This window comes from Bradyrhizobium sp. USDA 4474, from assembly GCF_054057515.1.
On the sequence record NZ_JBSRZJ010000002.1, the window covers coordinates 1332137 to 1344852 of the forward strand.

The 12716-nt window shown below is 64.8% G+C and carries 12 protein-coding genes and 1 pseudogene; 4 read left to right on the forward strand and 9 right to left on the reverse strand.

Going from position 1 to position 12716, the window contains the following annotated elements; genetic code table 11:
* Window positions 1–5: 5 nt before the first annotated feature.
* The 6 genes and pseudogenes from puuE to ACVW16_RS08080 form a co-directional block, all read right to left on the reverse strand.
* The gene (gene puuE / locus ACVW16_RS08055; protein ID WP_456704791.1) at window positions 6–941 is read right to left on the reverse strand and encodes an allantoinase PuuE; all 936 of its coding nucleotides are present in this window, start codon (window positions 939–941) and stop codon (window positions 6–8) included.
* The gene (locus ACVW16_RS08060) at window positions 942–1355 is read right to left on the reverse strand and encodes a DUF3830 family protein (protein ID WP_092228847.1); all 414 of its coding nucleotides are present in this window, start codon (window positions 1353–1355) and stop codon (window positions 942–944) included.
* A 90-nt stretch (window positions 1356–1445) separates the two neighbouring features.
* Window positions 1446–1724: a hypothetical protein gene (locus ACVW16_RS08065; protein WP_456704793.1), complete on the reverse strand. Its 279-nt coding sequence runs from the start codon at window positions 1722–1724 to the stop codon at window positions 1446–1448.
* A gap of 659 nt (window positions 1725–2383) precedes the next feature.
* Window positions 2384–4171, reverse strand: a complete 1788-nt coding sequence (locus tag ACVW16_RS08070) for a chloride channel protein (protein ID WP_456802334.1) — start codon at window positions 4169–4171, stop codon at window positions 2384–2386.
* 12 nt (window positions 4172–4183) lie between these two features.
* Window positions 4184–4837 (reverse strand): class II aldolase/adducin family protein, encoded by a 654-nt coding sequence (locus ACVW16_RS08075; RefSeq protein ID WP_456735852.1) that lies wholly within the window; start codon window positions 4835–4837, stop codon window positions 4184–4186.
* 171 nt (window positions 4838–5008) lie between these two features.
* Window positions 5009–5233 (reverse strand): annotated as a pseudogene (locus ACVW16_RS08080) (MarC family protein); the annotation flags it as partial.
* Between the two features lie 167 nt (window positions 5234–5400).
* On the opposite strand from ACVW16_RS08080, the gene ACVW16_RS08085 reads away from it, so the two are divergent.
* The 4 genes from ACVW16_RS08085 to ACVW16_RS08100 all read left to right on the forward strand — a co-directional run bounded on the left by ACVW16_RS08085 (window position 5401) and on the right by ACVW16_RS08100 (window position 9105).
* A complete protein-coding gene (locus ACVW16_RS08085) occupies window positions 5401–5970 on the forward strand; it encodes a YciE/YciF ferroxidase family protein (RefSeq protein WP_456704796.1) in 570 nt (189 codons plus the stop codon).
* A 189-nt stretch (window positions 5971–6159) separates the two neighbouring features.
* The gene (locus ACVW16_RS08090; protein WP_092228842.1) at window positions 6160–6543 is read left to right on the forward strand and encodes an Hsp20/alpha crystallin family protein; all 384 of its coding nucleotides are present in this window, start codon (window positions 6160–6162) and stop codon (window positions 6541–6543) included.
* An 8-nt stretch (window positions 6544–6551) separates the two neighbouring features.
* Window positions 6552–8945 carry an endopeptidase La gene (gene lon, locus ACVW16_RS08095; protein ID WP_456735853.1) on the forward strand — a complete coding sequence of 798 codons (2394 nt, stop codon included), beginning with the start codon at window positions 6552–6554 and terminating at the stop codon, window positions 8943–8945.
* Between the two features lie 4 nt (window positions 8946–8949).
* On the forward strand, window positions 8950–9105 hold the full coding sequence (locus ACVW16_RS08100) for a hypothetical protein (RefSeq protein ID WP_456735854.1): 156 nt from the start codon (window positions 8950–8952) through the stop codon (window positions 9103–9105).
* 75 nt (window positions 9106–9180) lie between these two features.
* On the opposite strand, the gene ACVW16_RS08105 is transcribed toward ACVW16_RS08100, so the two are convergent.
* From ACVW16_RS08105 to ACVW16_RS08115, 3 genes are all read right to left on the reverse strand, one after another.
* Entirely contained in the window at window positions 9181–9483 is a 303-nt protein-coding gene (locus ACVW16_RS08105) for an HU family DNA-binding protein (RefSeq protein WP_018320691.1), read from the reverse strand.
* 333 nt (window positions 9484–9816) lie between these two features.
* Window positions 9817–11049, reverse strand: a complete 1233-nt coding sequence (locus ACVW16_RS08110) for an acetyl-CoA C-acetyltransferase (RefSeq protein WP_456704799.1) — start codon at window positions 11047–11049, stop codon at window positions 9817–9819.
* Window positions 11050–11175: 126 nt separating this feature from the next.
* Complete coding sequence (locus ACVW16_RS08115; protein WP_456735855.1) at window positions 11176–12639, reverse strand: GH1 family beta-glucosidase; 1464 nt, start codon at window positions 12637–12639, stop codon at window positions 11176–11178.
* Window positions 12640–12716 lie beyond the last annotated feature (77 nt).

Genomic DNA, 12716 nt, shown 5'->3' on the forward strand with positions numbered 1-12716 from the left:
CGCTCTCACCCGATCTCGAATGCATCGGTGGCAAGATGCGCGTGCTTGTCGTGCCAATGCTGCGCGATCTCCAACCGCGTCGGCACCCAGACCCGCTCGTGCTTGCCGACGTAGTCGAGGAAGCGGATCAGGCCCGCGGCGCGGCCCGGCCTGCCGGCGAGGCGGCAGTGCAAGCCCACCGACATCATCTTCGGCGCGGTCTCCCCTTCGGCATAGAGCACGTCGAAGGCGTCCTTCAGATAGGTGTAGAACTGCTCGCCTTCGGCAAAGCCCTGCGGATTGATGAACCGCATGTCATTGGCGTCCAACGTATAGGGAATGATGAGCTGCTTGCCCTTCGCACCCTTGACCCAATAGGGCAGATCGTCGGCATAGGAATCGCAGAGATAGAGGAAGCTGCCCTCCTCCATCAACAGCCTGTTGGTATTGATCGAGGAGCGCCCGGTGTACCAGCCGAGCGGGCGCGAGCCGGTGGCCTCGGTATGGACTCGGATCGACTCGGCAATCTCGGCGCGCTCCTGCGCTTCCGTCATGTCCTTGTGCTCGATCCATTTCAGGCCGTGGCTCGCGATGTCCCAACCGGATTCTTTCATCGCTGCGACGATCTCCGGATTGCGCTTCAGCGCGGTGGCGACACCGAACACGGTGGCCGGCCATTTGCGCTCGCCGAACATCCGCCACAGCCGCCAGAAGCCGGCGCGCGAGCCATATTCGAACATGGATTCGACATTGGCGTGACGCTGGCCCGGCCACGGCTGCGCGCCCAGCACGTCCGACAGGAACGCTTCCGAGGCGCTGTCGCCGTGCAAGATGTTGTTCTCGCCGCCTTCCTCGAAATTGACGACGAACTGCACCGCAACGCGCGCGTTACCGGGCCATTGCGGGTGGGGTGGATTACGGCCGTAGCCGCGAAGATCGCGGGGGTAGCTTGTATCGGTCACTCAGACTTCCTCGAAACGAATCGGTAGCGCGCCATTCCACAACACGCTCTTGCCCAACGTCACCAGATTCTCCAGGCCGGAGGTCACCGTGATGAAATGGTTGCCGGCGAGTTGGCCCATCTTGCTTGCGAAGCGGACACCGCCATAGGCGAGCAGGATCTCGGTTTCGCTGATGCCGCCGGGATAGAGGATGATCTGGCCCGGCGCGGGATAGCTGGTGTGGTTCTCATAGCCAACGCCGAAGTCGAGATCGCCGAGCGGCATCCAGACGCCTTCGCCGCTCCAGCGCACATGGATGATGTGGCTCTCGAACGGCAGCGCCTTGCGGAACGCGGCAACGGTCTTGGGCGCCGCCTGCTCTTCGAAGCGGGCGTCGAACGTGAAATCGCCGGCGCGGATAACGAGTTTGCTCATCTCATCTTCTCAGGAACGGGGGCATGCCCCCGCGGGAGCTCGCAAGCAAAGAGCATTCCGGCGGGCTTCGCGCAAGTGGCGCAGAACTCATTACCTGCGGTCGTAAGACCAGCCGAATATACCGCTCCGCTGCGTCTCCGGCTCGGGGGCGGCCGCCGGTGCGGGAGCCTCCTTTAGTTCCGCCTGTGCCGGGGCCGGCGGCGGGGCCGGCAGGTTCTCGCATTTCATGGAATAGACCAGCTTGCCGTCCGCGGTGCGCCCGATCGGAGCGCAGGGGTCGGGACGCACGGCCGAGGTTTTGGCAGCGGGTTTCACCTGCGCCGCAGCCGGCGCGGCGATCAAAAGCAGGATCAGCAGATATTTCGACATCGTTGTCGCGCCTGAAACTCGGTTAGCCCATTCAACCGGATTGGAGCGGGCAAGTCCACCGGCGCGTTCGAGGCGCGGTTGCCGAATATTTGGCCGGCACTGTCGTCGGCATTGCGAGCGGAACGAAGCGAAGGCTCTCCGCCGGCGGATCCCGGATTCCTCGCCCCGCGGATGACGATGTGGTTGATCCGGTTGGACGCTCCACACCTCCGCGACAGGCTTGACCGTAGCGACGACGGCCGGGACCACACGGTTTTGCCGTACGCGCGCTCATCTGATGCCACAGGGTCTCGCGGCAGTGTGCACACGCCGCAAGAATGTCGGCGAGACGAACATCACGGCGCCGTTCGTCCGCACGCGGTTTCGGGCTCACAGGGACTACCGGCCCTGCCCGCACCCCTCGTGCCGACGCTGCCGCGTCCACCGCATCCCCGGCCCGCAATTCGTGACGACGTACGATCGCCCCTCAAGGACGAGCCGGGATGGGCAACACAGAAGCCATTTCCGAATTTCGGTAAAGCGGAATATTTTTCCCGGCAGGCGTTGAAGGCGACACAGGGCACCGCCCTCGCAGCCAGCTACGGCAGCCGTCATTATGGATGGTAGCCCGTCGCATCAAGTCCGCTTAGCGTGTCCGCGTCAACTTGCCCAGGGCCGTCTCAAGACAGCGCCCCCAGCACGCCGCGCGTGGCCTTGTCGATTTCCTCGACATAGCGGCGGCGGGCAAAGGTCTCGGTCAGGAAGCCGACCACCTTGCGGCTGTCGGTGGAATCGACCACCGCCAGCATTTCGGCCTCAGCTTCGTCGAACACGGCCATCGCGCTCTTCACGTTCATTTCCGGGATCAGCACGATGTCCGTCAGACGCGCGAGTTCGATGACCTGGATGTCGTCGGCGATGGTATCGAGGTCGCTGGAGAACAGATCGGGCAGCAGGACGAGACCGACATATTCGTCAGCATTGTTGACGATGACGATGCCGGGCCGTGACCCCAGCGCGAATTCCCGCCGTGTCGCCGCGATCGTGGTGCTCGACGGCACCTTGCCGACGTCCGAGCGCATCAGGCGCTCGACGGTGAGGTTGCGCAGCCAGCCGACGTCGTTGGCGCTGCGGATGGTTTCGCCGCGCAGATGCAGGCGCCAGGTCGAGAAGGAATGGCCGAACATGAAGCGGACGCAGATCGAGGTGACGATGCAGCCGGCGAGCACCACCGCGGTGACGTCGACGTTGCGGGTCATCTCGAGCACGAGGAACGACATCGTCAGCGGACCCCCGACGATGGCGACGCCGAGCGTGGCCATGCCGGTCAGCATCGCCACCAGCGGATCGATCACGAAGTTCGGGTTGATCAGGAGCAGCACCGCGGCGAAGAACTTCCCGATCAGGCTGCCGACGAACAGCGAGGCGAAAAACAGGCCGCCGCGGAAGCCTGAGGCCAGCGAGATCAGGCAGGCCGTCACCTTCAGCGCGATGATGGTCGCGACCAGGCCGATCGTCATGTCGTGAAAGAGATCGAGCACCATGGCGCCGTGGCCAGCCGCGAGCACCTGCGGCGTGACCAGGGCGAAGCTGCCGACCATGAGGCCACCGATGACCGGGCGCAGCCATACCGGCAGCCATTTGAACAGGCGCTCGAACATCGAGGACGAGCGCATCACGGCGATGCCGACGCCGCTGGTGACGAGAGCGAGCCCGATCAGCGCCAGATATTGCTCGACGCCGACGGCGCTGACCTTGGGAATTTCGAGGGAGTACGGCGCGCCGCCGAGCCACTGCGCCGTGAGCGCGCCGGCCAGCGATGCCGCCAGGATCGGCGCGGCGCTGCCGACCGAATAGACGCCGACGATCAGCTCGCAGGCGTAGAACGCGCCGGTGATCGGCGCGCCGAAGGCCGCCGCGATCGCCGCCGCCGCGCCGCAGCCGACGATGAGGCGGAGGTCGTTGCGGCGGAGGTTGAAGAACTTCCCGAACAGCGAGGCGATGCCCGAGCCGATCTGGGTGTAACCGGCCTCGAGACCGACGGAGGCGCCGCAGCCGTTCGAGATCAGGGTCTGGCTCGACACCACCACGCTGTCGCGCATCGACAGATTGCCGCCGCGCAGCGCATTGGCCTCGATCGGGTCGACGGCGCTCGACAGCTTCAGCCGTCGCCGCCACCATTCCATCACGCCGAGCACGAGGCCCCCCAGCGCGGGCGCGATCATCGCCGCCAAGGGACTGACATAGGCGTTGGCCGAGAGGCGCACGTCGATCGGGATGCCGTAGATCACGACATGGGCGATCTGCGCGATCTCGGCCATCAGCGTCACGATCGCGCCGGCCAGCGTACCGATCACGAGCGCCAGCGGGATCAGATAGAACTCGTTGCTGCGCAGGAGGGCGCGCAGCCGAACCATGGTGCGGTTGGTCCCCTTGCGGTCGACGAAATATCTGATCCGCGCAAACACCGTCTGTCCGCCCTACCCTTCCGACAGGCCGTAGCCGGCCATGCGCTGGCGGACCCGCTCGATCTCGGCGCTCGAGAGCAGCGGCGGTTTGCCGATCTGCAGGCAGCCGTGATATTGCCGGGCCAGCGTCTCGACCTCGACGGCAAGCCACATCGCCTTGTCGAGCGTCTTGCCGAGCGCGATCATGCCGTGATGGTCGAGCAGGCAGGCGAGCCGGCCCTCCAGCGCGTGCACCGCATGCCGGGACAGTTCCACTGTCCCGAAAGTGGCATAGGGCGCGCAGCGGATGCTGTCGCCGCCGGCGGCTGCGATCATGTAGTGCACCGGCGGAATCTCCATGCCCATGATCGCCAGGATGGTGCAATAGGTCGGATGAGCGTGGACGACGGCGTCGACGTCGGCGCGCGCCTTCAGGATGTCGAGATGGAAGCGCCACTCGCTGGACGGTTTCTGATCGGGGGCGTGCGAGCCGTCCATCGCCATGAACACGATCTGGTCCGGCGTCATGGCGTCGTAGGGCAGGCTGGTGGGCGTGATCAGGAGCCCCTCGCCGAAACGCACGCTGATGTTGCCTGAGGTGCCCTGGTTGATGCCGAGCGCGTTCATACGGCGGCAGGCGTCGATGATGGCCTGTCTCTTGTCGAGCTCGTCCGCTGTGATCGACATCTCGATTTTACCTCGGCCTTGTTGCGACGGGCGTTTGTTAGACCCGAAGTACGTCAAAGCAATATGGCAGCGCAAGCGAAAGCGGACCGGTTCGGGCGCCGGCTTGCCGGCAGGCCCGCAAACCCGAGAAATTGATTGTAAAATCAATGGATTAAAAGTTCGCGCAGCCTATCACAAGCTGGCCCGAACCGCCGCGATCCCGAGGATCACGAACTGCACCGAATAGGCCGCAAGCAGCATGACCCCGCGACAGCACGGCATTCCCGGTGCGCCCCAGCGTCCGCGCGATCAGGTGAGCCGAGACCAAACAAAGCGTGCCGACGAGGCAGACCGAGAGCACCACCACAACGATGATCGCGACTTGGCCCCATAGCCGGCGCCGCCTGCCAGACGAAGGCGGACAGGGCGAAATCGAGCATCGGGGGACGTCTCGGCGGCCGTGAACGGCCGGCCCCTAGCGGCTCGCGAGGGCCTTCGCGAGGAACATTTGCAAACGTTGGCTCTTGATCGCGTGTGGATTGAGGAAGGGCGTGCCTTCCCGTGTCACCTCATGAGGAGGATTTATGGCTAAGAAAGCAAAGAAACGCGCATCCAAGAAAAAGACCGCATCGCGCCGTCCGCGTCAGGCGCCCAAGATGCTGAGTGATCTGTTTCTGGAAACGTTGAAGGACATCTATTTCGCCGAGAACAAGATCATCAAGACGCTGCCCAAGATGGCCAAGGCCGCGCATTCCAAGGACCTTGCGGCCGCCTTCAACAAGCATCTGCGGGAGACGCAGGGCCAGGTCAAACGGCTCGAACAGATCTTCAGAATGCTGGACAAGCCGGCGCGCGGCAAGCCGTGCGAGGCGATCAACGGCATCACCGACGAGGGCGCCGAGATCATGAAGGACTTCAAGAACGCTCCCGCTCTCGACGCCGGACTGCTCGCCGCGGCGCAGGCCGTCGAGCATTACGAGATTTCTCGCTACGGCACGCTGCGCACCTGGGCCGAGGAGCTCGGCATGCCCGAGGCGGCAAGGCTGCTTCAGGATACGCTGGACGAGGAGGAGGCGACCGACCACACGCTGTCGGAGCTCGCCACTTCGGTGATCAACCTCGAAGCGGAGGCCGAGTACCGCGAGGCCGCCTGATCCCGCGCATCTCGCCCAATCATTGCCATCGACGCCGCGGAATATCTTTCGCGGCGTCGATACGTCTGACCGCAAGGGCCTCCGCTGCTTCGAGGGCCAGGCATGCTCCATCCGCGCGATGCTGGAATTCCGGGGAACCATCCCCATATCCCCGTTTTCCAACCGCAGCGCCTCCCCCGAGTTTTTGCCATGCAACCGAAAAATCCCTTCGACTGGATGCTGTCCGAGGCCCTGGACCAGCTGACCCGCGGCGAGCGCATGCGGCAGCAGTTCGGCCGCCAGGAGGCCTGCTGGGAGCCGCCGATCGACGTGCTCGAGACCGAGCACGAGCTCCTGATCCTAGTCGCGCTTCCCGGCGTCAATCCTGACAATGTCGAGACGGTAATCCAGGACGGCGTGCTCATCATCTCCGGCCAGCGCACGCTGCCGCCGGAGCTTCGCAACGCCCGCATCCACCGGCTCGAGCTGCCGCAGGGGCGTTTTGAGCGCCGCATCGCGTTGCCCCTTGGCCGCTATGCCATCAGCCGCTTCGTCATGGACGGCTGCGTCGCACTGCGCCTCGCCAAATCCTGAGGTCGATCATGGCCAATGAACAGATGAACAACGAACCGACGAATTCCCAAAACGGTCCTGGCGTGAAGATTCCCGAGGACGCACTGATCATCATCCCCGTGCGCGAAATGGTGCTGTTTCCCGGTGCCATCGCGCCGATCGCGATCGGCCGGGCGAAGTCCATCGCCGCCGCACAGCAGGCGTTGCGCGAGCAGCGGCCGGTCGGCATCGTCCTGCAGCGCAGCCCCGCAATCGAGGAGCCCGGCCCGGACGATCTCTATCGGGTCGCGACCATCGCCAACATCGTGCGCTACATCACCGCACCCGACGGCACGCATCACATCGTCTGCCAGGGCGTGCAGCGCGCGCGCATCCTCGACTTCCTGCCGGGCACGCCGTTCCCGGCTGCGCGCATCCAGCAGATCCCCGAGCCGACCACGTCCTCGCCCGAGATCGAGGCGCGGGCGCTGAACCTGCAGCGCCAGGCCATCGAGGCAATCGAGCTGCTGCCGCAGGCGCCGCCCGAGCTGATCGCGATGTTCCAGAACACCAGCGCGCCCGGCGCGCTGGCCGATCTGGCGACCTCGTTCATGGACATCAAGCCGCAGGACAAGCAGGAGGTGCTGGAAACCATCGACCTCGCTCTGCGCGTGGAGAAGGTGTCGAAGCACCTGGCCGAACGGCTGGAGGTGCTGCGCATCAGCAACGAAATCGGCCAGCAGACCCGCGCCAGCTTCGATGAGCGGCAGCGCGAGGCGATCCTGCGCGAGCAGATGGCAACCATTCAACGCCAGCTCGGCGAAGGCGACGGCAAGGCCGCCGAAGTCGCCGAGCTGACGGCAGCGATCGCCAAGGCCAACATGCCGCCGGAAGCGGATGCGCATGCCAGGAAGGAGCTGCGCCGCTACGAGCGGATGCCTGAGGCTGCGGGCGAAGCCGGCATGGTCCGCACCTATCTGGACTGGCTGATCGAGCTGCCCTGGGCGCTCCCCGCGGAGAAGCCGATCGACATCAAGGAAGCGCGCCGCATCCTGGATGCGGATCACTTTGGCCTGGAGAAGATCAAGAGCCGGATCATCGAATATCTGGCGGTGCGCAAGCTCGCTCCGCAGGGCAAGGCCCCGATCCTGTGCTTCGTCGGCCCGCCCGGCGTCGGCAAGACCTCGCTCGGACAATCCATCGCACGCGCGATGGATCGCCCCTTCGTGCGCGTCAGCCTCGGCGGCGTGCATGACGAGGCCGAGATCCGCGGTCACCGGCGCACCTATATCGGCGCGCTGCCGGGCAACATCATCCAGGGCATCAAGAAGGCAGGCAGCCGCAACTGCGTCATGATGCTCGACGAGATCGACAAGATGGGCCGCGGCGTGCAGGGCGATCCCTCTGCCGCCATGCTGGAGGTGCTCGACCCCGAGCAGAACGGGACGTTCCGGGACAATTACCTGGCCGTGCCGTTCGACCTGTCGCGCGTGGTCTTCATCGCGACCGCCAACATGCTGGACCAGATTCCGGGTCCGCTGCTGGACCGCATGGAGCTCATCAGCCTCGCCGGTTACACCGAAGAGGAGAAGCTGGAGATCGCGCGGCGCTACCTGGTGCGGCGGCAGCTGGAGGCCAACGGCCTGACGGCCGAACAGGCCGAGATCGAGCCGGAGGCACTGAAGCTGGTCGTCAAGGGGTACACCCGCGAGGCCGGCGTGCGTAACCTCGAGCGCGAGATCGGCAAGGTGTTCCGCCATGCGGCGGTGCGGGTCGCCGAAGGCACGGCTGCCAAGGTCGTGGTGACGGCAAAGGACATCGCCGATGTGCTGGGCCAGCCGCGCTTCGAAGGCGAGATCGCGCAGCGCACCAGCGTTCCGGGCGTGGCTACCGGCCTCGCCTGGACGCCCGTGGGCGGCGATATCCTGTTCATCGAGGCCTCGCGCGTCCCCGGCCGCGGCAGCATGATCCTGACCGGCCAGCTCGGCGAGGTGATGCGCGAGAGCGTGCAGGCGGCACTGACGCTGGTGAAGAGCAAGGCGACGCAGCTCGGCATCGATCAGTCGGTGTTCGAGAAGAGCGACATCCACGTTCACGTGCCGGCGGGTGCGACCCCGAAGGACGGCCCGAGCGCGGGGGTGGCAATGTTCACGGCGCTGACGTCCCTTCTCACCAATCGCACGGTACGCAGCGACACCGCGATGACCGGCGAGATCTCGCTGCGCGGGCTGGTGCTGCCGGTCGGCGGCATCAAGGAGAAGGTGGTGGCTGCGGCCGCCGCCGGCCTGAAGCGGGTGATGCTGCCGGCGCGCAACAAGCGGGACTATGACGACATCCCGAAGAGCGCGCGGGACAACCTCGAATTCATCTGGCTGGAGCGCGTCGACGACGCCATCGCCGCAGCGCTCGAGCCGATGGAAACCAAGGTGGAAGCGGCGGAGTGATGCAATGAAAAAATTGCTGGAAGAGACGAAGCGATCCCGGACAACGCAGCGGCTGCGCCAGCTGCTTGGTCGTGCCATCGACCGGGTGCGCGATGCGCTCGCAGGACCCGAGCCACGGCTTGCGCCGATCCCGGTCCGGGTGAAGCGCCGCAAGGGCTGAACCCCTCCGCTCCAGCCCTCGCAGCCACTTCGTCAAACCAAAAGGCCCCCTCTCCGCGAGGGGGCCTTTGCGTTATCAGCCCACAGCGTCCTTGGCGGCCTTGACCGGGCGGGCGCGGACGATCTTCCGGGCCGGCTTGGCCTTGAACATCATCTCTTCACCCGTGAACGGATTGGTGCCCTTGCGCGCCTTGGTCGCGGGCTTCTTGATGACCACGAACTTGGCAAAGCCCGGCACCAGGAACAGGCCGTTCTTCTTGAGCTCCTTGTGGCCGACGTCGGTCAGAGTCTCCATGACGTTCTTGACGTCGCGCTTGGAAAGCTCGGTGGCGGTCGCAATCTTTTCGATCAACTGCGATTTCGACATTTGGGTTGGCATCGTGTCTCCTCTGATTCGTTGCCGGTTGCATATTAGACCAACCGGCGAAGGCCTATAGCCCTCTGCACAGTTTTGTCGCGGTTTTACGGGCTTTTTTGGCCCCCTGCGACAAAAACCCCTGCATTTTAGCGGCTTCCAGAGCGGAAGATGCCTCGGGCAGCGGTTTTTGCCTTGTTTCAAAGGCCCGCAAGCAGCCTTGCTAAAGCTGATTCGAGGCTTTCGACAAGCGACCACCGGCCTCTTTGCCGGAGGGGAAGCACGATTCACCCTGAAAAATAAGGCTGGATCGTCGCTCTGCGGCGTTTCTCCCTGTCTTTTACGGGCCGCGGAGAGTTATGTGCGCTCGATGATGATGGCCGGCGCCATGCCGCCTGCGGCGCACATGGTGACGAGACCGCGCTTGAGGTCGCGCCGTTCGAGCTCATCGAGCATGGTGCCGATCAGGATCGAACCGGTCGCGCCGATGGGATGGCCGAGCGCGATCGAGCCGCCGTTGACGTTGACCTTGGCGCGGTCGAGCTTGAGATCCCGGATATATTTTTCCGCGACCACCGCAAAGGCCTCGTTGATCTCGAACAGATCGATGTCGTCGATGGTGAGCCCGGCCTTGGCCAGCACCTTGCGCGTCGCCGGAACCGGGGCGTTCAGCATCAGCGTCGGCGAGTCCCCCATATTGGCCATCGCGACGACGCGCGCCCGAGGCTTCAGGCCATGCGCCCTGGCATAGGACGGCGAGGCCAACAGGATCGCCGCCGCGCCGTCGACGACGCCGGACGAATTGCCGGCGTGGTGCATGAAGTCGATGGTGAGGTCCGGATATTTCTGCAGGATCAGGCCACGATAGGTCGTGCCCTTGTCGTCCAGCGCATAATCGGCGACCGCGGGGAATGCGGGCTTCAGCGCCGCGAGACCTTCCATCGTGGTCTGCGGCCGCGGATATTCTTCGCGGTCGAGCGCCAGGCTGCCATCCTCGCGATGAACAGGCACGAGGCTCTTCTTGAAGTGACCGCCAGCGATCGCCTGTGCGGCGCGCTGCTGGCTTTCGAGGCCGAGCGCATCGACGTCCTGCCGCGTGATGCCTTCCAGCGTCGCGATCGCGTCGGCGCAGACGCCTTGATGCGACTGCGGATGCCGCGCACGCAGGCGCAGATTGCCGGAGTCCATCATCATCGGACCTCCGCCGCGACGTCCTTCCATCGACATCATCTCGCACCCGCCGGCGATGACGAGGTCTTCTGCGCCCGCCATGATCGAGGAGGCCGCCATGTTGACGCTGGTGATGCCGGAGCCGCAGAAGCGATCGAGCGTCACGGCGCTGGCGCGCACGTCATAGCCGGCATCGAGTGCCGACATGCGACCGAGATCGCCGCTTTGCGTCGCAACCTGCGCGCTGCAGCCCCAGACGATGTCGTCGACATCGGCCGTGTTGATACCGGTCCGCTCGGCGAGCGCGCGCAACACAGTGGCACCTAACTGCTGCGGATGAATGCCTGACAGTGCTCCCTTGCCGGCCTTGCCGATACCGCGCGGCGTACGGCAGGCATCGATGATCAGCGCGTCGGTCATGGGCGTTGTCCTCCGGTTATGAGTGTTGAGGGCGGTTTTGAATCAGAGGGAGAATGGAGTCAATGTGACACGCCTCTCTTCACCTCTCCCCGCTCGGGGCCGCGCAGGTGGGGAGAGCCGAACGGGTCACGCCCCCGCCGCATTCTTCGCGATCACGTTGCGATAGAAGCTCGCGCTGAGTTTTGGCGTCCGGACCTGGGTGTCGAAATCGACGTGGTAGAGGCCGAAGCGCTTGTTGAGACCGAACACCCATTCGAAATTGTCCATCAGGCTCCAGAGGAAATAACCGCGCACCGGCACGCCCTCGGTGGTGGCGCGCTGGAGCTGGGCGAGATAGTTGCGCAGGTACATGATGCGATCGGTGTCGTAGATCTTGCCGTCTTGCGTCATCTGGTCGTCGCCGGAGGCGCCGTTCTCACTGATATAGATCGCATCCGTCTTCCATATCTTTGCAGCCAGCTTCGGAACCCAGTAGATCGTCTCGGGGCCGACGCGCAGCCAGTCGGAGTTCATGTGCGGGAATGATTTCGGGATCGGCACCGGCATGAAGCCGGCGCCCTGGTCGGACGCCACGATGTAGTGCTGCGGCGCGTAAATGTTGAGGCCGAGGAAATCGACCGGCGAGGAGATGATCTTCAACTCGGCGTCGGTGTATTTCGGCGCGTCGCCGCCGGCGTATTTCAGGAACGCGTCGGTGTAGCGGCCGGTCATGATGACGTTGAGATAGCCGGCATTCAGCTCGCGCAACGCGATCTCGGCGGCGCGGACGTTCTCGGGCGTCTCGATCGCGGGAATGCAGGCATCGATGTTCTCGGCCGGGCCCACGCGCGTGCCGCGGCGGCCGAGGGCGCGCACGGCCTGCACCGCAAGTCCGTGCGCGAGCGCGGTGTTGTGCCTGATCTGGTTTACTTCTGCCTGCGGCAAGGTCAGGCCCGGCGCATCGATGCCGATGCCGTAGCCGAAATAGACGAAGCGGCCGCTCTCGTTCAGCGTGAATACGCATCTGACGCGATCGGTCAGCTGCCCGGCGACATAGGCCGCGTAGTCGCCGAAGATCTTGCAGGTCTCGGTCGAGCGCCAGCCGCCGAAACGATCCTGCAGCGATTGCGGCAGATCCCAATGATAGAGCGTGAGCCAGGGCTCAATGCCGTTCTTCAGCAGTTCGTCGACCAGGCGATTGTAGAAGTCGAGCCCCCTGGGGTTCGGTTTGCCGTCGCCATCCGGAAACACCCGCGGCCAGGCCACCGAGAAGCGATAGGCCTTGCAGCCGAGTTCCCTGATGAGCGCGATGTCCTCCTTGTAACGGTGATAATGTTCGTTGGCGCGATCGCCCGTGGTGCCGTCCTCGATCTTGCCGGGGATGCGGACGAACTTGTCCCAGATCGAGGCCCCCCGGCCGTCCTCACTGACCGCACCCTCGACCTGATAGGACGACGTCGCCGTGCCCCAGACGAAGCCAGGCGGGAAGCTACTGGTGCCGCGCGGCGCCGCTGCCGGCCTGGCCTCGGCGGATTCAAGCGGACCCGCGATGCCGGCTGCGGACATTCCCGCGATTTTCGCGAACTGGCGACGCGAGACCTTATCCGACATTGATGCCGCTCCGGGACGATGGGTGCGGCGGCACAATGACGGGGCGCGGGCGATTTGAGAAGCGCCGGCAGGGAAAG

Coding starts and splice junctions, on each gene's coding strand:
- ACVW16_RS08060 (WP_092228847.1), bottom strand. CDS start 1,355: ATGAGCAAACTCGTTATCCGCGCCGGCGATTTCACGTTCGACGCCCGC.
- ACVW16_RS08065 (WP_456704793.1), bottom strand. CDS start 1,724: ATGTCGAAATATCTGCTGATCCTGCTTTTGATCGCCGCGCCGGCTGCG.
- ACVW16_RS08075 (WP_456735852.1), bottom strand. CDS start 4,837: ATGTCGATCACAGCGGACGAGCTCGACAAGAGACAGGCCATCATCGAC.
- ACVW16_RS08085 (WP_456704796.1), top strand. CDS start 5,401: ATGGCTAAGAAAGCAAAGAAACGCGCATCCAAGAAAAAGACCGCATCG.
- ACVW16_RS08090 (WP_092228842.1), top strand. CDS start 6,160: ATGCAACCGAAAAATCCCTTCGACTGGATGCTGTCCGAGGCCCTGGAC.
- lon (WP_456735853.1), top strand. CDS start 6,552: ATGGCCAATGAACAGATGAACAACGAACCGACGAATTCCCAAAACGGT.
- ACVW16_RS08100 (WP_456735854.1), top strand. CDS start 8,950: ATGAAAAAATTGCTGGAAGAGACGAAGCGATCCCGGACAACGCAGCGG.
- ACVW16_RS08105 (WP_018320691.1), bottom strand. CDS start 9,483: ATGCCAACCCAAATGTCGAAATCGCAGTTGATCGAAAAGATTGCGACC.
- ACVW16_RS08110 (WP_456704799.1), bottom strand. CDS start 11,049: ATGACCGACGCGCTGATCATCGATGCCTGCCGTACGCCGCGCGGTATC.
- ACVW16_RS08115 (WP_456735855.1), bottom strand. CDS start 12,639: ATGTCGGATAAGGTCTCGCGTCGCCAGTTCGCGAAAATCGCGGGAATG.